We start from the raw sequence: 26555 nt of genomic DNA on the forward strand, positions 1-26555 counted from the left end.
TTACAGTAGTTGCCATCATGAGCGAGCGAAGCGAGCAGCAGCCGGCCTTCTACATCACCACGGCCATCGCCTACCCGAACGGTGCGCCGCATATGGGGCACGCGTACGAGTACATCTCCACCGACGCGCTTGCCCGCTTCAAGCGTCTCGACGGTTACGACGTGTTCTTCATGACCGGCACCGACGAGCACGGCCAGAAGATGCAGCAGACCGCGTCCGCCGAAGGCGTTCCCGTCCAGGAACTGGCCGCGCGCAACTCCGACGTGTTCGAGGCCATGGACAAGGCCCTCGACGTCTCGTTCGACCGGTTCATCCGCACCACCGACGAGGACCACAAGGCCGCCAGCGTCGCCATCTGGGAACGCATGCTCGCCAACGGCGACATCTACCTCGACAACTACTCCGGCTGGTACTCGGTGCGCGACGAGGCGTTCTACACCGAGGAGGAGACCACCCTCCTCGACGACGGCACCCGCGTGTCCACCGAGACACAGACCCCGGTCACCTGGACCGAGGAGTCGAACTACTTCTTCAAGCTCTCGCAGTACCAGGACAAGCTGCTCGAGCTCTACGAGACGCGCCCCGAATTCATCGCCCCGGCCACCCGGCGCAACGAGATCGTGAGCTACGTCAAGGCCGGGCTGAAGGATCTGTCGATCTCGCGCACCACCTTCGACTGGGGTGTTCCGGTTCCCGGCCACCCCGACCACGTGATGTACGTGTGGGTCGACGCGCTCACCAATTACCTGACCGGCGTGGGCTTCCCGGACACCGACTCCGAACGGTTCCGCAAGTTCTGGCCGGCGAACGTGCACATCATCGGCAAGGACATCACCCGCTTCCACACGGTGTACTGGCCTGCGTTCCTGATGTCGGCTGGGATCGAACTGCCGGAGCGCGTGTTCGTGCACGGGTTCCTGTACAACAAGGGCGAGAAGATGTCGAAGTCGACGGGCAATATCGTCGACCCGCTCGAACTGGTCTCCACCTACGGTCTCGACCAGGTGCGTTTCTTCCTGCTGCGTGAGATCTCCTACGGCCAGGACGGCAGCTACAGCAACGAGGCCATCGCGGGCCGCATCAACAGCGACCTGGCCAACGAATTCGGCAACCTGGTGCAGCGCAGCCTGACCATGGTCAACAAGAACTGCGACGCCAAGGTCCCCACGCCGGGCGAATTCACCGCCGACGACCGCGCCCTGCTCGACCGCGCGGCGGGCCTGCTCGACAAGTGCCGCACCGAATTCGACGCCCAGCAGATGCACCTTGCCCTGGAAGCCGTCTGGCTCACCCTCGGCGAGACCAACCGCTATTTCTCCGCCAATGCACCCTGGGCCCTGCGCAAGTCGGGCACCGAGGAAGACCTGGCGCGCATGGCGACGGTCCTCTACGTCACCCTCGAGGTGGTCCGCATCGTCGCGATCCTGGTCCAGCCGGTGATGCCCGGCTCCGCCGCGAAGATCCTCGACCTCCTCGGCCAGGAGGCCCGCACCTTCGCCGACATCCCCACCCCGCTCGTCCCCGGCACCGACCTCCCGGCCCCGGAACCGGTGTTCCCCCGGTACGTGGAGCCGAAGGAGTAGATGAAACCTGAGGGCAGAACGTCAGATGCCCTCGTCGAGGATCGAGCGGATCTCGCGGACGAATCGAGGAGCGTTCGCGAGGTCTAGCGCCCGCAGGATGTCATCGACGGTGACGGGCGGATTCTTCCGCCGACCAACCATTTCGATCAGACTCGAGAGGACCACGCTCGGGTTCAGATCGAGCACGTCGAGCAGAAAGTCGTCTGACGCGATGGCATGGATCCCCCACCGCTCGAGAGCCTCATCCGGGAAGTGCTTGACGTTGTCCGTGATGATCGCTGCGGCATTGCCCCGTACCGCTGCAGCGACGACGTGCCTGTCGCACGAGTCAGGGAGCCCTGTCACGCAGTGCTCCAACGGTTCCCAACCCTCTACACAGGCGTCCTCGAAAGCTGCGTTCATGCCATCGACGCGGCGGGCGATCCGTTCCTCGGTCATGCGTGGGTTGACCTTCACCACGGCTCGCGAAATCTCATCGAGGATGAGATCACTCCACAGCGGGCAGAACGCATGCCTGTGAGCAAGCGTGAGAAGTAGATCGGATTTCACGATGGGAACGAGCACACAAGCATCGAGAACCACCCGAAATCCTGACATCAGATCTCGGAACTGCGCGCTGAGCGTGCCTCCCGAATCGCTTGGAGATAGTCCTCCGGAGGAGGATCGTAGAGGCCGTCGTCCTCGGCGTCGCTGACCAACTGGTCGAGCACACCGCTGCGTTCGGCTCGCCGCCTTTGCTGGTACTCGAGCACATCGCTGAGCAGCAGTCGCCGGTGGCGGCTGCCGGACGGCTTGTCGCAAGGCAGCTTTCCCGCTTCCAGCAACTTGATCAGCGTCGGGCGGCTGATCCCGAGCAGATCCGCGGCCTGCTGGGTGGTCAGGCGCTGCTCTACCGGCGCGATGGTGACGGCCCGGCGTTTCCGCATGGCGCCAACCACTTGGACCAAGACCTCGTACACCTCGGCCGGCAGCGGGATCTGTTCTCCGTCGGGTCCGAGCAGAGCGGCCGTCTCGGTGTGCTGTTCAAGGAATCTGGAAAGGTCCAGCAGTTCACGCAGATCTTCTGGCGGCAGGACGGTGCCGTTCCTGAGAATCTTGCGATTTGTGCTGGTCATAGACCAAGCATGACGTTAATTCGAAAAATTCGCAACCTACTTCCAGGTCTCGAGCAGACGGGTCGCTTCGGTGGCGAGCGCCGCCTGGAGGAAGGGCCCGAAGCTGATCCGGGCTACCCCGAGGTCGGCGAAATAGGACTTGGCGGGAGTACCGGGTTGGCCGATCGCGTTGACCGGGCGCGGCAGTTCGGTGGTGAGGCGGCGCAGGGTTTCGTCGCTGTGGCGGCCGACGGGGTAGAGCACGTCGGCACCCGCTTCGGCGGCGAGGGTCAGGCGGGCGATGGCACGGTCGACGCGATCGGCTTCCTCGCCGTCCTGGCGCAGGAACAGGTCGGTTCGGGCATTGACGACCACGTGCACGCCGGTGGCGTCGGCGGCCTCGCGCAGGCCGCGCACCAGGTCGGCGTGCTCCTGGGCGTCGCGCAGCCGCTTGCCCTCGCTGTGCACGGTGTCCTCGATGTTCAGGCCGACGGCACCCGCCCCGAGCAGGCCGTCGATGAGCTGCAACGGTTCGAGGCCGTACCCGGATTCGATGTCGACCGACACCGGCACCTCCACCGAGGCGGTCACCTGCGCGACACGCGCGAGCAGTTCGTCGAAGCTCATCCCCTCACCGTCGGGCCGACCGATCGAGTCCGCGACCGGATGACTGCCCATGGTCAGTCCCGAAAATCCCGCACCCACAGCGACATTCGCCGACCAGGCGTCCCACACCGTCGGCAGGACCACCGGGTCGCCGGGACGGTGCAGCGCGAGCAGGGACTTGGCGCGGGTCTCGAGTGAAGTCATACCCGCGATGATGCCCCAGCCGCGCGACAGTGGCTAGGCGCAGCCACTTTTGGGTGGGCAGTTCAGGTGCACATCGAGCACGCGCGCGCCCGGCCCCTCCGCGCCGAGGCGGTCGTGCTCGTTGACGAGCTTGCACGAACCGAGCGACAGGCAGCCGCAGCCGATGCAACCGGTGAGATTGTCGCGCAGGCGCGTGAGCTGGGTGATTCGTTCGTCGAGATCCGCACGCCAGGTGGTCGACACGGCCTCCCAATCGCGTCGAGTCGGTGTGCGGCCCTCGGGCAGCCGGTCGAGCGCGGAGCGGATATCGCTGAGCGGGATGCCGACGCGCTGGGAGATGCGGATGAACGCCACCCGCCGCAACGTCTCGCGCGCGTAGCGGCGTTGATTGCCACTGGTTCGACGACTCGTTATGAGACCTTCGCGTTCGTAGAAGTGCAACGCGGACACTGCAACTCCACTACGCTCGGAAAGCTGCCCGGGGGTCAGCTCCTTCGTTTGCCAATCGGCCGTCGTCATTTCCTGTCTCCTCCCGCTTTCACCTCAACCATACTTGAGGTACTTGTGTGGTGTACGAAAACGGGGTGACTCGGTGCGGGTCCTCCTGGCAGGCGCGCCCCGCTCGCATTACGGTTTCGGCATGGGAACGGACTCGCGCCTGGCTGTCACCTCCGAGGTCGGCACATTGCGCACGGTGCTGCTGCACCGGCCCGGCGATGAGCTGCGCAGGCTCACCCCGAGCAACAACGATCAGCTGCTCTTCGACGGCATCCCCTGGGTGGAACGCGCCCAGGAGGAACACGACGCCTTCGCCGCCGTCCTGCGCGGGCGCGGTGTGGAGGTGCTGCTGCTCGCCGACCTGCTCACCGAAACCCTCGCGACCAGCGGCGCCGCCCGTATCCAGGGCATCTCCGCCGCCGTCGACGCGCGCAGGCTCGGCCACGACCTCGCCGACCAGCTCGCCGCCGAACTCCGCAAGGTCGAGGCGCCAGAACTGGCCGACATCCTCATGGCCGGAATGACTTTCGACGAACTGCCGTTCGGTCCCGACTCCACGTCGCTGGTGCGGCGGATGCATCACGGTGCCGATTTCGTCATCGACCCACTGCCCAACCTGCTGTTCACGCGCGACTCGTCGTTCTGGGTCGGTCCCAAGGTGGCCATCACCTCCCTCGCCCTGCCCGCGCGCAGTCGCGAAACCTCCATCACCGACCTCGTCTACGCCTTCCACCCCCGTTTCCTCGGCGTGCGCCGGGCCTACGAGTCGCACACGGCCCCCATCGAAGGCGGTGATGTGCTGTTGCTCGCTCCCGGCGTCGTCGCGGTGGGTGTGGGCGAGCGAACCACCCCCGCGGGAGCGGAAGCATTGGCGCGCAGCCTTTTCGACGACGACCTCGCGCACACCGTGCTGGTGGTGCCGATCGCCCAGAACCGCGCGACCATGCACCTGGACACCGTGTGCACCATGGTCGACACCGATGCGGTGGTGATGTATCCCGGTGTACGGGAAACCCTGCAGGCGTTCACGATTCGCCGCGAGGACGGTTTCGCCGGCCGTGGTGACACCGAACGCATCAGCATCAGCGGCCCCGAACCGTTCCTGCCCGCCGCTGCCGCCGCGATGGGTATCCCGACCCTGCGGGTGATCGACACCGGCCGCGATGGGCCCGCCGCCGAACGCGAGCAGTGGGACGACGGCAACAACACCCTCGCGCTCGCCCCCGGCGTCGTCGTGGCCTACGAACGCAACGAGATGACCAACTCCCGCCTGACCGACGCGGGGATCGAGGTGCTCACCATCCAGGGTTCGGAGCTGGGGTCCGGGCGCGGCGGCCCCCGATGCATGTCCTGCCCGCTGTCCCGAGACGAGGTGTGATGTTCCACGTCGAGCTGTCCGCCGATTCCACCCAGCCGCCCTACGAACAGTTGCGGATGGCGGTGATCGAACAGGTCCGCGCGGGCACGCTCACGGCGGGCACCAAGATCCCCACCGTGCGGGCGCTGGCCGCCGACCTCGGTATCGCACCCAACACCGTCGCCCGCGCCTACCGTGAACTCGAGGCCGACGGTGTACTCGAAACCCGTGGCCGCCAAGGCTCTTTCATCGCGTCGTCGGGCGACCCGACCCGCGATATCGCCGGCCGCGCCGCCGTCGAATATGTGACGACCATCCGCAGGCTCGGCCTCACCGACAGCGACGCCATCGACTTCGTCCACCGTGCTCTCGGCTGAGAGGGGTCAGCGCCAGCTCGGTAACCAGAGGTGGTCCTGCCAGGTGGCGGGGCTGATCGGCATCCCGGTGAGAATGGGCCACAGCCAGACGAAATTCGCGATCACCAGGCCCAGGTAGATGGAGACGATCAGCAGCCCGAGGGCGTAGCGCTCGTCGACCGGGGCGGGCAGGTAGGTGCCCGTCGGGCTGCGTGGTATCCCCACCGGCCGCGACGAACCGAGGATGTCGCCGAGGACCAGCGCGACGCCCATCACGAGGAACGGGGCGAGCACGACGGCGTAGAAGAAGTACATCTGCCGGTCGAGGGTGAGGAACCAGGGCAGCAGACCGGCACCGTAGCCGACGAGCACCGCCGCGTACCGCCAGTCCCGCCGGGTGACGCTGCGCCAGATCATCCAGCCGAGCGCAGGCAGCGCGAGCCACCACAGCGCCGGGGTTCCGATGGCCATCACGGCCTTCACACACTGTGCCTCGCCGCATCCGGTGACGGTGCCGTCGGCGTAGTAGTAGAGCATCGGGCGCAGACCCATCGGCCAGGTCCACGGCTTGGATTCCCACGGGTGGTGATTGCCCGCCGAATTGGTGAGAGTCGAATGGAAGTCCAGGGTTTCGCCCTGGTAGTACCAGAGCGAGCGCAGGGCGTCGGGCAGGAACGCGAACGCCCCACCGGTGCCGACCTGACTTCCGACCGCGTGCCGATAGGTGCCGGTCTCACTGGCGAACCACGCCCAATACGACGACAGGTACACCACGAGCGGAATGACGACGAGGGCGTACAACGCGGGCCCCACATCGCGCACCAACGTGCCGACCCACGGCCTGCGCACCCCGTACGCGCGCCGGGCGCTCACATCGAACGCCACGCTCATCAGCCCGAAGAACATGATGAAGTAGATGCCCGACCATTTGGTTCCACAGGCCAGACCGAGCAGCACACCGGCGCCGAAACGCCACCAGCGCACCCCCAGCCGCGGACCCCAATCGGTGAGCCCGACGCGACCGGCCAGATCCGCGGCGGCCATTCGCTCACGCACCTCGTCTCGATCGACGATCAGGCAGCCGAACGCGGCGGTGACCAGCAACGCCATGAAGATGTCGAGCATGCCGATGCGCGAGGACACGAAGGTGAGGCCGTCGGCGATGAGCAGGATGCCCGCGAACGCGCCGATCAATGTGGAGCGCGACATCCGGCGCACGATCCGGATCACCAGCAGCACCAGCACGGTGCCTGCCAGGGCGGCGGTGCCGCGCCAGCCCCAGGCGTTGTAGCCGAACAGGGCCTCGCTGACGGCGATGAACTGCTTGCCGACCGGCGGGTGCACGACCAGGCCGTAGGCGGGGTTGTCCTCGACTCCGCCGCCGGTGACCATCTGCCAGGCCTGCGGGGCGTAGTGCTTCTCGTCGAAAACCGGTGTGCGCGCGTCGGTCGGATAGTTCAGGTTCAGGAAGCGGGTGATGCCCGCGATCACCGTGAGCACCAGGGTGACCGCCCAGCCCCGCGCGGTGTCGAGCGGCCCGAAATCGGGGGCGGGTCGCAGCGGCACCGGGCTCACCACGGCCGACACCGGGCGCGTCGAACGGGCTTCGGTCACCGGGATCACGCCCCGATCGTAGGCGGTGCCACCGACTCGGGCCGAGCCGACACCGGTCGGGACCGGGTCACCTGACAGAATGGACGTCGCGCCATCCACTGGCACCGCGCGCCGCACGCACGCCTGCGGCCGAACTCCCGGAGAGGCGGAACCCCACCGTGTTGGTCCTAGCGGCAACCCCGATGGGCGATATCGGCGATGCTTCGCAGCGTCTGCGCGACGCGCTCGGCACGGCCGATGTGGTCGCCGCCGAGGACACCCGCCGCACCAAATCGCTCGCCAAGGCGCTCGGGGTGGAGATCACCGGGCGCGTCGTCAGCTTCTACGACCATGTCGAGACCGCCCGCATCCCCGCCCTGCTCGACGACATCGCGAGCGGGCTCACCGTGCTCCTGGTGACCGACGCGGGCATGCCGTCGGTGAGCGACCCCGGTTATCGACTGGTGGCCGCCGCCGTGGCACGCGACCTGCCCGTCACCTGCCTGCCCGGCCCCTCTGCCGTCACCACCGCGCTCGCCCTGTCGGGCCTGCCGGTCGAGCGTTTCTGCTTCGACGGTTTCGCACCGCGCAAAGGCGGCCAGCGCCGGGAGTGGTTGCGCACCTTGGCTTCCGAGCAACGCGCCTGCGTCTTCTTCGAAGCGCCGCACCGCCTCGCCGACTGCCTCGCCGACGCCGTCACCGTCCTCGGCCCCGACCGCCGCGCCGCCGTCTGCCGCGAACTCACCAAAACCTACGAAGAGGTCGTCCGCGGCACCCTCGGCGAACTCGCCGAATGGGCGGTCGACGGCGCGCGCGGCGAAATCACCGTGGTTCTCGAAGGCGCCCAACCGGTTTCGGCCGAACCGGCCCAACTCGTCGACGAAGTCGAAACCCTCGTCGCGAGCGGTATGCGCCTCAAAGACGCCTGCGCGGAAGTATCGGCAGGCCGAGGCGCCTCCCGCCGCGAACTCTACGACGCCGTACTCGCCGCCCGCTCCGCCGAGTGAGGACGAACGCGGTCAGCGGTTCAGGACCGCGAGCATGCCTGCCACCGCCCGGGGCCAGGTGAATTGTTCGGCGCGGTGGCGGGCGGCCTGGCGGCGGTCGGTGGTCGGCATGGCGAGGACGTCGGTGACGGCTCGGGCGAAGGCTCGGGGGCGGTCGGCGGCCACGGCGCCGCATTCGGCGGTGATGATGTCGGCCAGGGCCGAGGAGCGGCTGGCCACCACGGGGGTGCCCGCGGCCAGGGCTTCCAGGGCGGCGAGGCCGAAGGTTTCGTGGGGGCCGGGAGCCAGGGAGACGTCGGCGGTGGCGAGCAGGGTCGCCACCTCGGTGCGGTCGCTGATGAAACCGGTGAAGTGCACGGCTGGTTCGCCGCCGGGCAAGGCCGGCAGGGTGCGGGCGCGGCGTTCGAGGGATTCGCGGCGGGGGCCGTCGCCCGCGACGACCAGGCGGGTCGGCATGCCCGCACGGTGCAGGGCGCCGATCGCCTCGATGCTGCGGTCCACCCGTTTCTCCACCGACAACCGGCCGCAGTGCACGAGCAGTGGATAACCGTCCACGCCGAGGTCGGCACGGAGCTGCCGGTCGCGCCTGCGCGGGCTGAACAGGTCGAGGTCGACACCGAGCGGGACCAGTTCGACGTTGGGGGCACCGATCCGCAGGAACTCCTCGCGGGCGAAATCGGTGGTGCACACGACCATGTCGTAGTCGTCGGCGGTGCGCCGGTTGGCCACGTCGGCGCAGCGCCGGGCGGCGGGCCCGGGGAGCACCTGACCGAGCAGCCGGTCGAGCCGTTCGTGCGAGATCATCACGCTGGTCACGCCGCGCCGCCCGGCCCAGCGCCCGAAACCACGCAGCGTGAGCCGGTCCGACACCTCGAGCACATCGGGGCGCAGCCCGGCGAGTACGTCGGCCACCGCCCGCGGGTCGGCCGCGCGGTATCCACCGGTGAACGGAATACCGAACGCGGGCAAGGTGATTCGCAAAGCCCCCGTCGACAGCACTTCCTCGCTGCGGCGCGGACCCGGCACGATCAGCACCACCTCGTGCCCGGCGGCCACATAGCCTTCCCCCAGGTGGTGCAGCGCGGTGCGCAACCCACCGGATCGTGGGCCGTAGAAATTCGCTAGCTGCACGATGCGCACATGCCGATGGTCCAGCCGTCCGGGTTACTCGCGGCTCCTGCCCGTGGAATGGCACGTGAACACCCGTGAAAGAGCCGCTTAACCCGATTCGCCGTCGACCGCGGGCCGGACCCGGAGCAATCCGTGGCCGGTCGCGGCGGTGGTGACCGTCGCCAGCTCGGCGTGCGCGCGGATCCACTCGCCCCCGCCGAAGCGCACCCGCAGCATGAGCCGCCGCGGCGTTTCCGGAGCGTTCACCAGCTCCGCGCAGGCGGCACGCAATGCGGTCAGATCGGCGGGGTCGATGGTCGGTCGTTCGACGGCCCAGCGATCCAGCGGTGGCGGTGGATCAGCCACCCATTCGTAGATGACGCCGCTGGCGAGCAGGATCAGCCCGGCGCCGACATCCACTCCCTTGGACACGGCGCGCAGCATCGCGACCTCGAGGTCGACCGTCTCGCCGCCGAGTTCGGGGACGGCGTGCATCAATCCGCTCACCCGGCGCAGCTCCGGCCGAGCCCGCGCAACCATCTGGAACCGGCGGACCTGTTCGTCGTCGCCGAGCACGTCGACCGCTCCCTGCCAGCGCCCGCCGGGCTCGAGGGTGCTCGCCATCGCGAAATAGTCGACCCGACCGTCGAAACGGACCATGCGCCCGAACGCCTCGGGCGGTGTGCGCACCACCCGCACGGCCCCGGGCTCGCGCGCGAAGATCAGTTCCTCCAGACCCGGCCCGTGATGGGCGAGTTCGGTGCGGGCATCCCAATCCCAGGCGGCGACGTGACGGCGTGGCGGCACGGGCGCGTCGGCCTGCCCGATCCAGACCTGAACGCCGTGAGTCCCGCCCAGTGCGCATCGCACCGGTTCGACGACAACGACGGTGTCGCCGAGACGTGCGGACTCCCGGCCGCGCACCGCGTCGAGCAGCAGTTTCGCCTTGGCGGGACCGATCGCGCGTGACCAGCGTCGGGGGGCGATCCATTCCCTGATCCGCGTGTCGTCGGCGACAAGAGCCGGTTCGAGATCCTCGGTCAGGGTCTCGACCAGTAACCACCCGTCGGCGGTCATTCAGCTGGGCGCCACGCCGCGTCCGGCACGTGGCAGATCGAGATCGAGCGGAATGCGCCCCTCCCGAAGCTGAACCTCGACCTCCTCGGCGGGCATCGGTCGTGCGATCAGGAATCCCTGGGCGCGGTAGCAGCCGAGACCCACAAGGGTCCGGGCCGCCATCGGCGTCTCCACACCCTCGCCGACCACGCCGAGTCCGAACGAACCGGCCAGGCCGATAATGGATTTCACGATCGCGAGGTCGTCGTTGCTGTCGCCGAGGCGCTGCACGAAACCCCGGTCGATCTTCACCGCGTCCACCGGCAAGGCCTTGAGATGCGACAGCGAGCTGTAGCCGGTGCCGAAGTCGTCGATGGCGATCTGCACGCCCATCCGCTTGAGCCCGCGCAGGGTCACCCGGGTGCGCACCAGGTCCTGCACGACGACATGTTCGGTGATTTCGAGGCACACCGAGCTGCCGTCGATCTCGAACAGGCGAAGGATGTCCTCGATCCGCTCGACGAAGTCGGCGCTCACCAGCTGCACCGGCGACACATTGATCCGGATGACGACATTGGCCGCCAAGCCACGCCGCCGCCAGTCGGCGAATTGGGAGCAGGCCGAACGGATCACCCAGCGACCGAGCTCGCCCGCCAGGTTGGTCGCCTCGGCAACCGACACGAACGCACCGGGCGGTAACAGGCCACGGGTGGGATGCTGCCAGCGCACCAGCGCCTCGAGCGCGACGATCCGGCCGGTACGCAGGTCGACCTCGGGCTGGTAGTGCAGGATCAGCGACCCGTCGGAGACCGCGCTGCGCAGGTTCAGCTCCACGTCGTCCTGGAGTTCGAACTGCGCGCGCATGGCATCGGTGAACACCGCGACGCCGTTGCCGCCACCGGATTTGGCGGACAGGAGGGCGTGATCGGCTCGGCGCAAGACGTCCGACACCGAAGTCTCGCCCGGAATGCCCAGTGCCACACCGACACTCACACCACGGCTCACCGACTCCTGGCCCACCGACACGCGGCGCCCGATGAGTTGCTGAATGCGCGCGGCCTCGAGTTCGGCGGCGACCGCGTCCATCGGCTCGGCGGGCACGATCACGAATTCGTCGCCACCGAGGCGGGCGATCATGTCGTCGGGCCCGAGGTTCTGTTTCAGCCTGCGGGCGAGGGTGCGAATGAAATTGTCGCCCGCGCTGTGGCCGAGGAAATCGTTGAGGGCCTTGAGCCGGTCGAGATCGAGAAAGAAGGTGGCGACGGGGCCGGGGTTTTCGGGGGCGAGCCTGCGCTCCATGTATTCGAGCAGGGCGCGGCGGTTGGCCAGCCCGGTGAGATCGTCGTGCAGGGCGATATAGCGCAGCTTCTCCTCGGCGACCACGCGCGCCTGCAGTTGCGCGAACAGGGCGGCGATCGCCTTGAGGACATTGAGTTCACGCTTGGTCCAGGTGCGGTCGCCCATCTTCACGAAGCCGAGCACACCGGTGGACTCTCCCCGCGAAACCAGCGGCACACAGGCCATGGCGACCTGCGGAATGCCGGAGGATTTGCGGATCGTTTCCTGGTAGTCCTCACTATCGTTACCGGGCCGAACGATCAGCGGTTCGGTGGCGAATTCGAGAGCGCGGAATACCGAGTCGGCCTTGTCGAACTCCACCACCCGTAACGGGTCGGGCACCGGCGTATCCGCGCGCTGCGGCCATTCGGCGACGAGCACGGTGGCGCGGCGGGTGCGGTCGGTATGGCGCAGATAGCTGAAATCGACGTCGAAATGTTCGACGAGTGCGGCGAGCACTCGCTCGCTCGCCGCCACCATGGTCGTGGCGTCGACACCCATCAACTCGGAGGCGACCTCGGTCACCAGTGAGTCGAGCGATTGCCGATGCACGCTGTCTCCGATCCGCGCTATCCGTCGTTCCTACTGCCAGGCACCGGCAACCGTCGACTGCGAACGCTCGCAGCGGCGGCGTAGCTCAGACGAAGAACCAATGCCACGTTCTCATCCTCAGAGATTTCCATGATGTCCAGGAAACGCCTCTGAATGCTGGCAAGTGTATCTGTGAACTCGGGAGAAACGCGGCGCAAATCCTCGGGCCGGTTCGCGTACAGGAACACCGGAGACACCGGCTGCACCGCCAGCCCCAGCAGTTGCGCCCGCAACCAGACCTTTTCGACCGCGGCACCGGCCCGTGCGTAGTCCGCCAGATCCGGTACGCCGCCGCCGCGTTTCCGGAACCCGACGGCGACGAGCGCGGAACTCGACAGCACCCGATCGACCGTGAATTCGCCCAGCGCGGTACCCGCCGACCACTCGCGCAACCGGTCCATCACATCACTGCGGCTGCCGACCTGGAGTTTCGCGAGTTCGTCCGGCGCCGGGTCGAGGGTCCGCACATCGATGCCGGTGCGGATATCCTCGCCCGGCCAGCGCAATTCGGCGTAGAGCTGCTGGTGCAGCTGCGGGGTGAGATAGCGGACGCGGTCGCTGGCACCGAGCAGCTCCGCCGCCTCGGCGAGGCGTTCGCGCCCGGTGATCGCGTGCACGATCGCCTGGTCGCCCGCTGCTTGCGCGAGGGCGTGCAGCACCGAATCCGGGAGGTCGGCGGCGTTGCCGAGGCGCCGGTTGGTGTGGCGTGCACAGGCGAGCGGGTAGTCGGCGGCGAGTTCGGCGTCGGTGCCTGCACGCAGGCGCAGGCGGGCGATCAGGGGTGCCGACGGCTCGTCGACGAGCAGTCGCGTATCGCTGAGCAAACCGTGTGCCGCGGCGGCCGCCGTGGCGTTGTACAACGCGGCACCGACGGCGACCGCACTACCGCGCAGGTCGACATCCATCGCCGTCGTGTCTGTCGGATCGAGGGCGATCTCGATGAGCTCGTCGTCGCCACGCAGGGTCCACGGCTGCACATTGCCGCCCGACGGCGCGCGCTGCGCGCAGGCGAGGATGGCGCCGATGGCGTCGGCGGGTGGTTGCTCGTCGTCGAGTTCGGTGGCGTGGTCGTCGGCGTCATCGTCGAGGCAGCACGGTTCGGCGAGCGAATCCAGGGCGGCCTCGAGGTCGATGCGGGTTCGTCCCGACGACAGCTTCGCCCCGAGTCCGATCCGGCGGACCGCCGCACTGACGATCGCGGCACCCAGCTGCACCTCACCACCCAATTGCGGCCAGGTGGTGATGGTTTCGCCGACCTCGGCCAGGCTGGCGGCCATGCGTGCGGACAGCTGGGCCGGGTCGAGGATGCGCAACACGTGTGGCGCCTTGGACCTGGTATCGAGACCGGCGAGTTGAGCGCCGGTGGTCGCGCCGAGCAGACCGTGGAAGGGTTCCCGGTCGGGTTCGAGGTCGTAGCGCTCCACGTCGAACAGGCCGCGGTCGTTGGTGTCCATCAGCAGCGGGATGCGCCTGCGGCGCGCGGCTTCGCGGACTGCGAATTTGATGTCGAGCGAATCGCATTCCTCGACGACGAGGGAGAGCCCGTCGAGGAATTCGTCGGCGGTCTCGGTGAGCACACCGGTCTGCCAGATCTCCACCGGCAGGTAGGGGTCGAGTTCGGCGATGCGGCGGGCGGTGACCACCGCTTTGTTCACGCCGATGTCGAACAGCCCGCCCGGCACCCGGTTGAGGTTCGACAGCTCGATGGTGTCGAAGTCGGCCAGGCGCAGCAGCCCACAGGTGCCCTCGAGAGCCAGCGTGTAGGCCACCGAATGGCCGACGCTCTGCCCCACGACGCCGACCCGCAGTTCCCGCAGCCGCTGCTGCTCCGCTCGGGTGAGCTTGTTGCGGTTGCGGTCCGAGCGGATCGCGGCGAAGGCGTCGGGCCCGAGGACGGCGACCAGCGCGTTGCGCCACGGGTAGTGCACCCACCGTTCCTCGCCGGGGTCGAGACCCGGCGGTGGGCCGGTGAGCTGATCGAGTTCGGCGCGCAACCCGGCGCGCAGGTCGACGGTCTGGATGCCAGGGGTGTCGGCGAGCTGCCGCAAGGTTGCCCGGTCGATGGGGTCGCGCGGATCGAACAGACGTGGCCGGTAGTCCGCCGTCTGTGGTGCTGGTTCGTTCATCTATCGATCGACCCCACGAAAACGTGCCGTCGCGACCGCGGCGGTGTGACGGTGAATCCGCCGCAACCGCGTTTCGCCGCATGCTGCATCGACAGCCATCGGGTTCCTACTCCATGCTTCACGCCCGCAAGGGGTCGGCGTCCCATAGATGCCGACTGGTGCAGTATCCGTCATCGGTTACGAATCCACCAGACAAGTGGCTAATTTCCCGGAAACCTTCTGAGCCAGTTGAAATAACTGCAGGTCAGAAGCGGTTAGGGTGCACTGAGTAAATTTTCGCAGACCGTACGGTCCGAATGCAGCTACCCGTCAGTTATCGACTTGGATGGACACGAACAGCTCCACGTCGGTCGGCCCGTGCCAGACCTCGATCTCCTCGCGGTAGGCGCGCGAGATCTCGGCGGAGGCGGTGGCGTCGTCGACCTGGGCCCACACGTCCTCGACCGGGTCGTGGTAGTCGCCGTTGGGCGCGAAGCGGGCGTAGATGCCCTTGGGCACGCCGACCATGAGGTCACCGACGGGAACCTCGTCGGGCGCGGCGAATTCGCGGGCGACCAGGGCGTTCCAGTTGCCCGCCGGGTCCGGCACGTAGACGGTGTGCAGCGGTTCGCGGCCGCCGGGACGGTCGCGCAGGCGGTCCTTGAGGAACTCGATCAGATCGCTGTTGGAGACCTTGAAACTGGGATGCACGCGCGGCACGACGAGGCCGCCGTAGAGCGCCCCGCCGCGGACCACGATCGTGTACGTCATCGCGGATCGACCGCCAGGTACAGGTCGATCTTGTACGCGTGCGGGTAGCACTCGAAATCGCCGGTGAAGGTGCGCTTGATCTGGTTGTGTTCCTCGGCGTAGGCGATCTGGGTCCACAGATCCGTCATCACCTGGGGAAAGTTACCGACCGAGGAGAAGCGGGCGTAGGCGCCGCGCGGGAGCCGGGCGGCGAGATGGCCACGGGTGACCTGGTCGAGCGAATCGCACTGATAGCCGACGATCTGGGTGTTGTAGGTGCCCAGCTCGCCGCTGAAATCGGTGTAGGCGCTAGCCAGGGGGCCGCCGAGATCCTGGTGCAGGACCGCCGACCAGGCGGCTTCGAGGTCGTGGTCGCGCAGCTTACCGAGTGCGCGTTTGGGACTGCGGACCGGCAAACCGGCCACCCAGGTCTCGTCCCGCTCGACGATTTCGAACTGCATTGATGACTCTCTCGAAGGTCGGCACGGTTGCGCCATGCTATCAACATCGGTCGACCCCACCTAACCACAGCTGAGCTGGTCAAACGTCCATCACCACGCGGGGCATTGTCCGATTCACCTCCATGCCCTAAGCTCCCGCGCTCGTGTGGGTACGCGCGGCGCTCGAACCGCGAAAACAAGTGATGCGGTGGGCAGGACTTGTCGTTGTCGCGGTCCTGGCGGGGTACATCGCGGTGTTGCTGGGCGACGCGCGCCATTTCTACACCGACGATACCGAGGCGCAGTACGTGCCGATGTGGCAGCTGCTCGGCGCCGAACTGCGCGCCGGCCGGTTCCCGGCGATGGTCCCGTGGGAATGGATGGCAGGCAACTACAGCCTCGAGGAGGCCGGGCTCTACAACCCGGCCCAGCTACTGGTGTATCTGCTCGCACCCTCGTTCGACAATCTGGCCGGCTACGCGACGGCCGTGAAGTTCGTGTTCTCCGCGATCGCGGCGCTCGGCGTGTTCCGCATCTGCCTGGCCTACGGCGCGCGGGCGCCGTGGGCGGCACTGGCCGGGGTGGCGTTCCCCTTCAGCGGCTGGTTCCTGTTCTTCGACGAGGCGAGCTGGTTCACCTCCCAGACGGGCACCGCGTGGCTCGTGCACGCCTGGGCCTCGGCGGTGCTATACGCGCGCAAACGATCCGGCCCGATCCCGCTGTTCGTGTTCCTGTACCTGGCGCTGACGATCCAATACGTCTTCCCGGCGGTCGAGGCCGCGCTGATGATCGTGGCCGTAGCCGCCGGGGAGTACCTGTACCAGCGCAAGTGGGTGCCGGTGCTGCGGATGCTCACCGCCGCCGGTCTCGCCGCGCTGGCCTCGCTGATCGCGAATCTGCCGCTGCTGCTGTCGTCCCAGGCCACCTGGCGCGGCGACGTCTCGACCATCCACAACGATCCGTTCCTCACGGTGCCGTGGTCGGAATCGCTCAATGCCAGTCTGCCCAGCACGGTTCCGGCGTTCACCGCGTGGTGGGGACATGTGCAGCCACTGCCGATGGTCTACATCGCGTGGTTCGTGATTCCGGCGCTGGCCTTCATCGATTGGAAGGCGGCGGCGAAGACGGCGAGCGAGTGGAGCGGCATCGCGCTGTTCGGGGTGGCGACGCTGATGTGGACGGCGGGACCGGGCGCGATCGGGCCGCTGCGCTGGCCCGCACGGGTGCTGCCGATGCTCGCCATCGCCGTGCTCTTGCTCGTCTGTGTGCTGCTCAGCAGGTACGGGGTGTTCGCCTCGTCGCGGCGGCGGTACGCGGCGGCGGGCGCGTTGATCGGGCTGCTGTTCATCCGGTCCTTCTCGGCCGCACCGGAACTCGTGGTCCGGCATGCGCTCGCGGTCGTCGTGGTCGTGGCGATGGGCGCGGGCGCGCTGTGGCTCGCGCGCCATCGTGGCGTGGCCGCCGCGGCGGTGGCGATGATCGCCGCGACGATGCCCATCGCGTTCGCCCAGGTCGCCGCGGCTCCCGAAACCCCACTGTCCTACGGGTTCCCGGAGCGGCGCTCGGAGATGCTGGCCGCCTTCCCCGATTTCGGCGGGCGCACTTTGCAATTGGCCGACCGCATCGCGGTGCGCGACGAGGAACGCACGCTCGCAGGCACTTACGGATCGATCGCGCTCGGCAGCTATGCCAAGAACATGGGCCTGCAGTACGTGAACGGGTACACACCTGTCGGGCACGCCGCCTTCGCGGGACTGCTGTGCATGGCGTGGGACGGTGGTACCTGCCCGGACGCCTATCGCCGGGTGTTCGCTGTCGAACCATCGACCGACACACCGATCGTCGACCTCATGCGACTGGATCGCGTTGTGCTGCAACGCGCGCAGTACCCGGACGCGGGCGACAAACCCGCACCCCCTGGCTGGGCGTTCGTCCGCTACCCCGGCCACGAGCACCAGATCTGGGTGCTGGAACGCGTGAATCCGCTGCCCTCCCCCGGCGACATGATCGCGCACGAATCCGGTGTCCACGCCACGGTGATGCCGGAGGCCGGGCTCACCAACCGCGCGACCGTCTCCTCCGGCACCGGCGGACGGATCGTGTTCTCACGCCTGGCCTGGCCCGGCTACACGGCCACCCTCGGCCCGAGCGAGATCCCGACCCGCGCGGTGGCGGGCACCTTCCTCGCCGTCGACATTCCGCCCGGCACGCACAATGCCGAGCTCACCATCACCTGGCGACCGCCCGGCCTGTCGATCAGCCTCACGGCGGCACTGCTCGCCGTGCTCGGGATCGCGGCGCTGCACTGGTGGTACCGGCGCGAGGACGAACCGGCGATCGAGGAGCCGACCGCCGAGCGCCCCCACGTCGCGGTCAGCTGATCGCGGCGGCCAGGTGCGGCCAGGCTTCGTGCAGGTCGGCCTCGAACTGACCCCAGGTGTGCGAACCGGTCGGCCGGTGCACGTGCACGGCCGGAATGCCCAGCTGGGCGAGGCGCCCGGCGAAGGCAGCCGTGCAGGCACCCGCGATGGTCTCGAGCGGCGGCATCGGCAGACCACGGTCGGCGGCGCCCGGTGCGCCTGTCGCCGCGGCGAGGAAGATCGACTTGCCCGCGAGCCGACCAGCATTGGCGAACACGTCGTGCTCGCGCCAGGTGGGTCCGCCCGGCACGCCCCACATGTTGCCCGGGTTGCCGCCGCCGCGCACGGCCTGGGCGCTCGCCATCGCGATGCCCATCGGGTCGGCCGCCCACGGGCATCCGCTCAGCGCCGCGACCGCCGAGAACCTCGGGCCGCCCTGGATCGCCAGATCCAGGGCCGACGCCGCGCTCATCGACACACCGGCGATGGCGTTGCGGCCGTTGGTGCCGAGCGCGCCGTCGATCACGCCGGGCAGTTCCTCGGTCAGGTAGGTCTCCCACCGCACGCGCCCGACGGCGGGATCGTCGGAGATCCAGTCGGTGTACAGGGTGAACGCACCACCGACCGGCATCACCACATTGACGAACTTGTCGGCGAAGAAGTGCCGCACATCGGTGTTGTCCCACCAGGAGATGCCGTCGGCGCCACCGCCCGCACCCGTGAGCAGGTACAGCGTCGGCGCACCCGCGCCTGCCGCCTTGATCACCTTGTTCTGCACGACCCGCCCCATCGCGGGCGAGTACACGTCGATCTGGGCGGCCCGCCCACCTAAGGGCGCCTCCCCCGTCACATGAGCCCCCGGATCGGCTGTCGCCCGGCCCGCGCCGACAACAGCAACGATCGCGCACACCACAGCAAGCCACAACCTCGATGTAGTCACTGATCCGGTATACCCCCTGCTCGCGGGTTCGACACGGAATCACACGCGCTCGGCCGACACCGCCACCGGATGGTGACCAGGGTCACTGCGGCTTGGACGGATGACCTACGAGGCGCTGGTGAGCTGCTGTTTCCGCCGATAGCCGAGCTCTCGGCGCCCGGAAAACCAGATGATTTGTGTCGGTGGTGAACGGAATACTTGCCCGCGCCCGATGAGTTGGACCGACGGCCCCCGTCTTCTTTCTTGTGGTGCCCGCACACCCGCCGTTCCCCGCCCCGGAGGTTTACCCGAATGCCAGCCGATATATCCGCACCTGCCGCGAAGGAGCGGACGCCCACTGTCATCCGGGTCCTGGTACTCGCGACCTTCGTCGTGATCCTCAACGAGACCATCATGATCAACGCGATCCCCCGCCTGATGGAGGATCTGAAGGTCACCGAGGTGGCCGCGCAGTGGGTGTCCACCGCGTTCATGCTCACCATGGCGGCGATCATCCCCACCACCGGCTGGTTCCTGCAGCGGGTGACGACCAGGACGGCCTACGCCACGGCGATGGCCACCTTCATGGCGGGCACCGTGCTCTCGGCCGTCGCGCCGACCTTCGCCGTGCTGCTCATCGGCCGGATCATCCAGGCCGGTGGCACCGCGGTGATGATGCCGCTGCTGATGACCACGCTGATGACCGTTGTCGCGGAGAAGGATCGCGGCCGGGTGATGGGCAACGTCACCCTGGCCATCTCGGTCGCGCCCGCGATGGGTCCGGTCGTGTCCGGCCTGGTGCTGCAGATCAGCGTGCCCCAGATCGACTCGTGGCGACTGCTCTTCGTGCTGATGCTGCCGATCACCGGCATCGTCACCTGGCTGGGTCTTCGCCAGCTCGAGAACGTCGGCGAGCCGGAGGCCGGGGCCATCGACCTGCTCAGTGTCGCGTTGGCGGCGCTCGGTTTCGGTGGGCTGGTGTACGGGCTGAGCAAGTTCCACGGCGACGACTACACGACCGCGATCGCGATCGTCGCTGTCGGCCTGGCTCTGATCGCCGCGTTCGCGCTGCGTCAGATCCGCTTGCAGCGAACCGGCACTCCGCTGCTCGACCTGCGTGTGCTGCTGGCGGGGACCTACACCAAGGCGCTCGTGCTGATGTCGGTCGCGTTCCTGGCGATGATGGGTTCGATGATCCTGCTGCCGCTGTACCTGCAGAACCTGCGGCACCTGAGCCCGCTGGAGACCGGCCTGCTGGTGATGCCGGGTGGTCTGGCGATGGGTCTGCTCGGGCCGACCGTCGGCAAGCTGTTCGACAAGTTCGGCGGGCGCGTGCTGGTGATCCCCGGTTCGATCGGCATCACCGTCTCGCTGGCGGGCTTCACCCAGATCTCGATGGACATGCCCTACTGGCAGCTGCTCGGCCTGCACATCCTGATGATGGTGTCGCTGGCGGCCACGTTCACCCCGGTGTTCACCCTCGGCCTCGGCGCCCTGCCGATGAACCTGTACTCGCACGGCAGCTCGATGCTCGGCACCTTGCAGCAGGTGGCCGCGGCCTTCGGCACCGCGCTGGTGGTCACCGTGATGTCGGCGCGCAGTACCTCGCTCATCGACGCGGGCACCGACCCGGCGACGGCGGGGCTGGACGGCATGCGCCTGGCCTTCGGTGTCTCCGCCGTCCTCGCCCTGATCGTCATCGCGATGGCGGTGTTGCTGCCCGCTCGCGCGGCGGCCGACCCGCACGCCGCCCCGGCGGTGCAGGACGCCGAGGAGGAAACCCCGGAGCTGGTCAAGAACTGACCTGTTCCCCGTGAAGCCCCCGTTCCTCGTGGACGGGGGCTTCGTCGTTCTCCCGGCCGGTCAGGCCGCGGGACGGATGATGATGTCCCCGACGGTATTTCGCGCGTGCAGGCGCACCGATCGACCGTTGGGAGCAACCGGCACGATCGTGTTGCGCACGGCGCCGACGGTCGCCTCGGTCTCGAGCTGCACGGCGGTGCCGGGGCGGATGCCCACCTCCAGCTCGCCCATGGAGGTCTCCACCCGGATCTCGCCGCTGGTCACCTCTCCGATGCGGATGTCGCCCTTGGCGACCTTGGCGGTGACCGGACCCGCGGGGCGCTCGAGGACGATGTCGCCGAGGGAGATCGTCAGGTCGCAGGCGCCGAGCGCACCGTTGCCACGCAGCTGTCCGACCCCGGCCGTCCCGGTGAGGTGTGAACCGGTTGGCACCTCGATGGTCAGCTCGATCGACGGGTTGCCACCGAACGGGCTGTGGGTGCGCCAGCTCTTGGGCGTCACCACCGTGAGCTTGCCGTCGGCGAAGTTCACCTCGGTCTGTTCGGCGACGCGCACGTCGCCCTTCTTGCCCGGATCGGACGGCGCGACGGTGACGACGGCGTCGGTGCGGTCGGAGGCGATGACGGTGACGCCTGCCGACAGGACATCGACGCTGACGGTGACCGGTGCGGTGGTGGCGAAGGTGTACATCGGGTGCTCCTCGGTGGATCCGTTCGGTTGATGACCATACTGTCGCGACCGGCGCTGACACGAGGCTGACACCACCCTGACGCACCCGGGGACACCATATCCGGACAGGCGACCAGCTGTGGTGGGCATCGCCCGGTCGCCCGGTGCACAATGGGCGACGTGCAGATCGGAATGCTCGGGCCGCTGGAGATCCGGACAGCAGACGGTGGATCGATAGCGATACCCGGCGCCCGGCTGCGGGCATTGCTCATCTCCCTCGCGCTGGAACCGGGCCGCGCCATCCCCAAGACACGGCTCGTCGACCTGATCTGGGACGAACAACCACCGGCCGACGCCGCGAATGCCTTGCAGGCGCTGGTTTCCCGGCTGCGCAGACTGCTGCCCGACGGTTCACTCGAGGTGCAGGCGGGCGGGTACCGTCTCGCCGTCGAGCCCGGCGCCGTCGACGCGGTGCGCTTCGAACGGCTGCTCGACGAAGCGCGCGGCACCGACGACCTGCGCCAGGCCGAACTGCTGCGCGAGGCACTGGAACTCTGGCGTGGCGAGCCCCTGCAGGACGTCGCCGACAGCCCTCCGTTCGACCCGGTGGTCACCCGTTTCCGGGGACTGCGCCTGGCCACGATGGAGGACCGGTACGAGGCCGAGGTGCGACTGGGTCGTGGCCCCGAGGTCGTCGCCGAACTCACCGAAGTCGTTGCGCGGCATCCGGTTCAGGAGCGACTGGTTGCCGCGCTGATGCGCGCGCTCGGCGCGGCGGGTCGCGGGGCCGAGGCGCTGGTGGTGTACCAGCGCACCCGCGAGGCACTGGCCGACGAACTCGGCGTCGACCCGTCACCGGAGCTTTCGGAGTTGCACGTCGCGCTGCTGCGCGGCGAGGTCGGCGCCCGGCCCGCGCAGCGCTCGACGAACCTGCGCGCCGAGCTGACCAGCTATATCGGCAAGCACGGTGACATCGCCGTGGTGCGCGAACTCCTTGCGACACACCGGCTCACGACGATCACCGGCCCGGGCGGCTCGGGCAAGACCCGGCTGGCGGTGGAAGCCGCCCGCACCATGCTCGACGACCTCCCCGAGGGCGCGTGGCTGGTGGAACTCGCCGCCACCGACGCGAGCGGCGACCTCGCTCAGCTGGCCTTCGCGGCACTCGGCCGGCGCGACGCCCTGATCGGCGACACCCCGAACGCCGAACCGATGGACCGGCTCGTCGCCGCCATCGGCGACCGGGAAACCCTGCTGATCCTCGACAACTGCGAGCACGTGATCGAGGCCGCCGCCACCTTCGCCCACCGGATCCTGGGTGAGTGCACGGGTCTGCGCATCCTGGCGACGAGCCGGGAACCGCTCGGCATCACCGGCGAGGCGCTGTGGCAGGTCGCGCCGCTCACGGTGCCGAGGGAGAACGCCGACCCGCAGGCGATCGAGTCCTCCCCCGCCGTCGTCCTGCTGCGTGACCGCGCGAGTGCGGTGCGCGGCGACCTCGGTTCGGATGCAACGGCTTTGGCGACGATGGCCCGGGTGTGCCGGGCCCTGGACGGTATTCCCCTGGCCATCGAGCTGGCGGCGGCGAGGCTGCGCACCATGTCGCTCGAGCAGCTCGCCCACCGCCTCGACGACCGGTTCCGCCTGCTCACCGGCGGCAGCCGCACCGCGATCGCCCAGCACCGCACCTTGCGCGCGGTAGTCGACTGGAGCTGGGAGTTGCTGTCGGACGCGGAGAAGACGGTGCTGCGCAGGCTCGCGGTGTTCTCCGGCGGTGCGAGTCTCGAGGCGGCCGAACACGTCTGCGCCGACGGTGCGACGGTGCAGGACTGGGAGGTGCTCGAACACCTCACCACGCTGACCGAGAAGTCGCTGCTCACAGTGTCCGAGAATCCACAGCCGCGCTACCGCATGCTCGAGACCATCAAGCAGTACGCCGCCGAACGCCTCGACGAGGCGGGCGACGCAGAATCCGCACGCCGAGCGCACATCTCGCACTTCATCACCCTGGCGGCCACCGCCGAACCACACCTGCGCCGCGCCGAGCAGCTCGACTGGCTCGCCGTACTCGAGGCCGACCACGACAACCTCGCGGTCGCCATGCGCACGGCCCTCGCCGCCGACGCCGATGCCGCGATGCGCCTGGCCGCCGCTGCGGGCTGGTACTGGTGGCTGGCCGGTTACAAGGGCGAGGGCACCGAGTTCGTCCTGGCCGCCGCCGAACTGTCCGGCGACGTGGACGACGAGACACGGGCAACGGTGTATGCCCTGGTCGTGCACTTCCTCAGCGGCGGTCGCAGTGGCGAACACGAGGTCGGAGAATGGATCCGCAAGGCCAGCCGGTACGGCCGCGACAGCCGGGGCGGACATCCCGCGCTGCGGTTCGCCGGTGCGCTGGAGCGCATCCTGGCCGGCCCCGAGCACTATCTGCCCGCGTTCGAATCGCTGCTCGCCGACGATGATCCGTGGGTGCGCGCACTGGCCCGGCTCCAACTGGGCAAGCTGCGCACCGTGCTCGGCCATCCGGGCCGCGCGGCCGACGAACTGCTCGAGCAGGCGCTCGCGGAATTCCGTGTCATCGGCGAGCGCTGGGGTATGTCGTTCGCGCTGACCGAGCTGGCCAACCGCACGGCCATGCGCGGCGAATTCGATGCCGCCTGCGTGCTTTTCGACGAGGCGATCGCGGTGGTCACCGAGGTCGGCACGCTGGAGGCCGTGGTGCGGATGCGCGCACGCCAGGCCCAGCTGTACTGGTTGCTCGACGACAGTGAGGCGAGCGAGGCGGCGTTGGCGCACGCGCAGGAGTGCGCGGACCGCACCGGCTGGCCGACCTCGCTGGCCGAGGTCGCGCTCGTCCGCGCCGAATTGGCCAGGTGGAGTGGCGAACCCGTACTCGCGCAGCAGCAGATGGAACTGGCACAGAAACTGCTCGGCGACGAGGCCGGGCAACCGGTGGTCAGCGCCATGGCCCACGATCTGCGCGGCTATCTCGCCGCCGATCTCCACGAGGCACGTACCAGCCACCGCGCGGCCTTCCACGCCGCATCGAGCGCCGGTCACGCGGCGCTGCTGGCCCAGATCCTGGTCGGGATCGCGGATCTGGCCTTGCGCGCCGAACAACCCGCGCAGGCCGCCCGGCTGCTCGGTGCCGCCACTGTCACGCGCGGCGTGCCCGACCTGTCGCTGCCCGACGCCGCCCGCATCGAGGAGCAGGCACGCCGAAGCCTCGGCGAAGCGGACTTCGCCGAGGCGGTGGCTCGGGGGTCGGAATCGGATGTCACCGAACTGGTCGAGCTCACACTCGCTTGCTGAAGGTCGAGCGCGACCACACATAGCCGATCACCGCGAAGCCCGCGCACCAGGCGAAGGCGGCGATGGTGTGGCCGCCCGACGGCGTACCGGCCAGGAAACCGCGCACCGATTCGATGATCGGGGTGAACGGCTGGTACTCGGCGAACTGCCGCACACCGGGCCCCATCTTCTCGGCGGGCACGATCGCGCTGCTCAGGAAGGGCAGCATGAGCAGCGGAACCACCGACATGCCCGCGGCCTCCGGGGTCTTGGCGGCCATGCCGAGGGCGACGGTCAGCCAGGCGGCGGCGAAGGCGGTCGCCAGCAGCACACCGAGCGCGCCGAGCCACTGCACCGCGCTCGCCGGTGAACGGAACCCGAGCGCGAAACCGACGCCGAGCACGGCCGTCAGGGCGATCACATTGGTGACGATGCTCGCCGCGACATGCCCGGTGAGCACGGCACCGCGCGACACATCCATCACCTTGAACCGGTTGATGACGCCCTTGGTCATGTCCGAGCTCACCGACACCGCCGTGCCGGACAGGCCGTAGCTGATGGCGAGCATGAGCATGCCCGGCACCGCGTAGTCGATGTAGTTCTCGCCGACATCGAAAGCGTCACCGAAGACGTAGACGAAGATCAGCATCATCATCACCGGCATCAGCGCGGCATTGAAGATGGTCACCGGACTGCGAGTGATGTGGGTGAAGTTGCGCCGCAACATGACCGACGAATCGAACAGTGCGCTGGACAGCGGGTTGGACGTGGTGGTGCTCATCGGGCTTCGGCCTCCTGGGTAGCGCGCCCGGTGAGGGCGAGGAAAACGTCGTCGAGATCGGGGGTGTGGATGGAGACCTCGTCGGCCTCGAGGTCGTGGGCGGCGAGCTGATCCATCAGGGCGCGAAGGTTTTTCGTTCCCCCGTCGCCGGGGACGCTCAGGGTGAGCGACTCCTCGTCGGGGGTGGAGCCGGCCAGAGCCCGCGCGGCGGCGGCGAGTTCGGCGGCGGCGCTGAAGCGGAACTTGATGTGGCTGCCGGGAATTCGGCGCTTGAGTTCGCTCGCGGTACCTTCGGCGACGATGCGGCCATGGTCGAGCACTGCGATCTTGTCGGCCAGCTGATCGGCTTCCTCGAGGTACTGGGTGGTGAGGAAGATTGTCACGCCCTCGTCGGTCAGTTCGCGCACCATGTCCCACATGGTGCGGCGGCTGCGAGGATCGAGACCGGTGGTCGGTTCGTCGAGGAAGATGATCCGCGGCTTGGTCACCAGCGTCATCGCCAGATCGAGCTTGCGGCGCATACCGCCGGAGTAGCTGCCCGCCTGCTTGTTCGCCGACTCGACCAGGTCGAAGCGCTCGAGCAGGTCGGCGATCACCCGTTTACCCGCGGCGCCGCGCAGGCGGTGCAGGTCGGCCATCAGCCGCAGGTTCTCCGCACCGGTGAGCAGGTCGTCGACGGCGGCGAACTGCCCGGTGACGCCGATGGCCTTGCGGACCGCCTTGGTCTCGGCCATCAGGTCGTGGCCCGCCACCCGCGCGGTGCCCGCATCGACCTGAAGCAGCGTGGTGAGCACATTGACGGTGGTGGTCTTGCCCGCGCCGTTCGGGCCGAGCAGGGAGAAGATGCTGCCCGCTTCGACGGTGATATCGATACCGTCGAGAACTTTCTTGTCCCCGTAGGACTTCCGCAGCCCCGAGGCGGCGATTGCTGTGCTGTTCATGCCGACAACAGTCGCCGGGCAGGCTGACATCGCGCTGACGGCGACCTGACACCTCCCCTGACACACATCAGCGTCATGCCGTGTGCGATGTCTGTCAGTGCCG

Annotated in this window: 22 protein-coding genes; 7 read left to right on the forward strand and 15 right to left on the reverse strand. The window is 68.4% G+C overall.

Annotation, left to right across the window (positions count from 1 at the left end; genetic code table 11):
- Window positions 1-17 precede the first annotated feature (17 nt).
- Window positions 18-1583 (forward strand): methionine--tRNA ligase, encoded by a 1566-nt coding sequence (gene metG, locus HYG95_RS04290; protein WP_181696694.1) that lies wholly within the window; start codon window positions 18-20, stop codon window positions 1581-1583.
- A 21-nt stretch (window positions 1584-1604) separates the two neighbouring features.
- Here the strand turns inward: metG and HYG95_RS04295 are convergent, their stop codons facing one another.
- The 4 genes from HYG95_RS04295 to soxR are packed head-to-tail and all read right to left on the reverse strand — an operon-like array spanning window position 1605 to window position 4006.
- A complete protein-coding gene (locus HYG95_RS04295) occupies window positions 1605-2165 on the reverse strand; it encodes a PIN domain-containing protein (RefSeq protein ID WP_220139021.1) in 561 nt (186 codons plus the stop codon).
- A 14-nt stretch (window positions 2166-2179) separates the two neighbouring features.
- Window positions 2180-2698: a helix-turn-helix domain-containing protein gene (locus tag HYG95_RS04300; RefSeq protein WP_181696696.1), complete on the reverse strand. Its 519-nt coding sequence runs from the start codon at window positions 2696-2698 to the stop codon at window positions 2180-2182.
- A 36-nt stretch (window positions 2699-2734) separates the two neighbouring features.
- Entirely contained in the window at window positions 2735-3487 is a 753-nt protein-coding gene (locus HYG95_RS04305; protein ID WP_181696697.1) for an isocitrate lyase/phosphoenolpyruvate mutase family protein, read from the reverse strand.
- Window positions 3488-3520: 33 nt separating this feature from the next.
- Window positions 3521-4006 (reverse strand): redox-sensitive transcriptional activator SoxR, encoded by a 486-nt coding sequence (soxR, locus tag HYG95_RS04310; protein ID WP_067485487.1) that lies wholly within the window; start codon window positions 4004-4006, stop codon window positions 3521-3523.
- Between the two features lie 121 nt (window positions 4007-4127).
- Between soxR and arcA the strand changes: the two genes are divergently transcribed.
- The gene (arcA, locus tag HYG95_RS04315) at window positions 4128-5363 is read left to right on the forward strand and encodes an arginine deiminase (RefSeq protein WP_067485485.1); all 1236 of its coding nucleotides are present in this window, start codon (window positions 4128-4130) and stop codon (window positions 5361-5363) included.
- Window positions 5363-5719 (forward strand): GntR family transcriptional regulator, encoded by a 357-nt coding sequence (locus HYG95_RS04320; RefSeq protein ID WP_181696698.1) that lies wholly within the window; start codon window positions 5363-5365, stop codon window positions 5717-5719. Before arcA ends, HYG95_RS04320 begins: the two co-directional genes overlap by 1 nt.
- Window positions 5720-5725: 6 nt before the next feature.
- Here the strand turns inward: HYG95_RS04320 and HYG95_RS04325 are convergent, their stop codons facing one another.
- Window positions 5726-7321 (reverse strand): dolichyl-phosphate-mannose--protein mannosyltransferase, encoded by a 1596-nt coding sequence (locus HYG95_RS04325; protein WP_370465672.1) that lies wholly within the window; start codon window positions 7319-7321, stop codon window positions 5726-5728.
- 149 nt (window positions 7322-7470) lie between these two features.
- Between HYG95_RS04325 and rsmI the strand changes: the two genes are divergently transcribed.
- Entirely contained in the window at window positions 7471-8298 is an 828-nt protein-coding gene (gene rsmI / locus HYG95_RS04330) for a 16S rRNA (cytidine(1402)-2'-O)-methyltransferase (RefSeq protein ID WP_370465673.1), read from the forward strand.
- A gap of 12 nt (window positions 8299-8310) precedes the next feature.
- On the opposite strand, the gene HYG95_RS04335 is transcribed toward rsmI, so the two are convergent.
- The 6 genes from HYG95_RS04335 to HYG95_RS04360 form a co-directional block, all read right to left on the reverse strand.
- A complete protein-coding gene (locus tag HYG95_RS04335) occupies window positions 8311-9438 on the reverse strand; it encodes a glycosyltransferase (protein ID WP_181696700.1) in 1128 nt (375 codons plus the stop codon).
- A gap of 78 nt (window positions 9439-9516) precedes the next feature.
- Window positions 9517-10485, reverse strand: a complete 969-nt coding sequence (locus tag HYG95_RS04340) for a GAF domain-containing protein (RefSeq protein ID WP_181696701.1) — start codon at window positions 10483-10485, stop codon at window positions 9517-9519.
- Window positions 10486-12303 carry a bifunctional diguanylate cyclase/phosphodiesterase gene (locus HYG95_RS04345; protein WP_067485939.1) on the reverse strand — a complete coding sequence of 606 codons (1818 nt, stop codon included), beginning with the start codon at window positions 12301-12303 and terminating at the stop codon, window positions 10486-10488.
- Between the two features lie 68 nt (window positions 12304-12371).
- The gene (locus HYG95_RS04350) at window positions 12372-14519 is read right to left on the reverse strand and encodes an Rv1355c family protein (protein WP_181696702.1); all 2148 of its coding nucleotides are present in this window, start codon (window positions 14517-14519) and stop codon (window positions 12372-12374) included.
- 309 nt (window positions 14520-14828) lie between these two features.
- A complete protein-coding gene (locus HYG95_RS04355; RefSeq protein ID WP_181696703.1) occupies window positions 14829-15269 on the reverse strand; it encodes an AraC family transcriptional regulator in 441 nt (146 codons plus the stop codon).
- Entirely contained in the window at window positions 15266-15709 is a 444-nt protein-coding gene (locus tag HYG95_RS04360; protein WP_067485472.1) for a GyrI-like domain-containing protein, read from the reverse strand. The genes HYG95_RS04355 and HYG95_RS04360 overlap by 4 nt, the downstream gene beginning before the upstream one ends.
- 182 nt (window positions 15710-15891) lie before the next feature.
- Here HYG95_RS04360 and HYG95_RS04365 point away from each other — a divergent pair, with 182 nt between their 5' ends.
- Window positions 15892-18069 carry a hypothetical protein gene (locus HYG95_RS04365; protein ID WP_220139022.1) on the forward strand — a complete coding sequence of 726 codons (2178 nt, stop codon included), beginning with the start codon at window positions 15892-15894 and terminating at the stop codon, window positions 18067-18069.
- Here HYG95_RS04365 and HYG95_RS04370 read toward each other — a convergent pair.
- On the reverse strand, window positions 18062-18988 hold the full coding sequence (locus tag HYG95_RS04370; protein WP_356985853.1) for an alpha/beta hydrolase family protein: 927 nt from the start codon (window positions 18986-18988) through the stop codon (window positions 18062-18064). The genes HYG95_RS04365 and HYG95_RS04370 overlap by 8 nt on opposite strands.
- Before the next feature lie 291 nt (window positions 18989-19279).
- Here HYG95_RS04370 and HYG95_RS04375 point away from each other — a divergent pair, with 291 nt between their 5' ends.
- Window positions 19280-20770: an MDR family MFS transporter gene (locus tag HYG95_RS04375; RefSeq protein WP_181696705.1), complete on the forward strand. Its 1491-nt coding sequence runs from the start codon at window positions 19280-19282 to the stop codon at window positions 20768-20770.
- Window positions 20771-20830: 60 nt separating this feature from the next.
- Here HYG95_RS04375 and HYG95_RS04380 read toward each other — a convergent pair whose 3' ends face one another.
- Window positions 20831-21460, reverse strand: coding sequence for a hypothetical protein (locus HYG95_RS04380; RefSeq protein ID WP_181696706.1), 630 nt, complete (start codon window positions 21458-21460; stop codon window positions 20831-20833).
- Between the two features lie 150 nt (window positions 21461-21610).
- Between HYG95_RS04380 and HYG95_RS04385 the strand changes: the two genes are divergently transcribed.
- A complete protein-coding gene (locus HYG95_RS04385; RefSeq protein WP_220139023.1) occupies window positions 21611-24751 on the forward strand; it encodes a BTAD domain-containing putative transcriptional regulator in 3141 nt (1046 codons plus the stop codon).
- Here the strand turns inward: HYG95_RS04385 and HYG95_RS04390 are convergent.
- Both HYG95_RS04390 and HYG95_RS04395 read right to left on the reverse strand, forming a co-directional pair.
- Window positions 24735-25511: an ABC transporter permease gene (locus HYG95_RS04390; RefSeq protein ID WP_181696708.1), complete on the reverse strand. Its 777-nt coding sequence runs from the start codon at window positions 25509-25511 to the stop codon at window positions 24735-24737. The genes HYG95_RS04385 and HYG95_RS04390 overlap by 17 nt on opposite strands.
- Complete coding sequence (locus tag HYG95_RS04395; protein ID WP_181696709.1) at window positions 25508-26452, reverse strand: ATP-binding cassette domain-containing protein; 945 nt, start codon at window positions 26450-26452, stop codon at window positions 25508-25510. Before HYG95_RS04395 ends, HYG95_RS04390 begins: the two co-directional genes overlap by 4 nt.
- Window positions 26453-26555: the final 103 nt, after the last annotated feature.

The sequence above is a fragment of the Nocardia sp. GTS18 genome (genome assembly GCF_013839555.1).
GTDB lineage: Bacteria > Actinomycetota > Actinomycetes > Mycobacteriales > Mycobacteriaceae > Nocardia > Nocardia rosealba.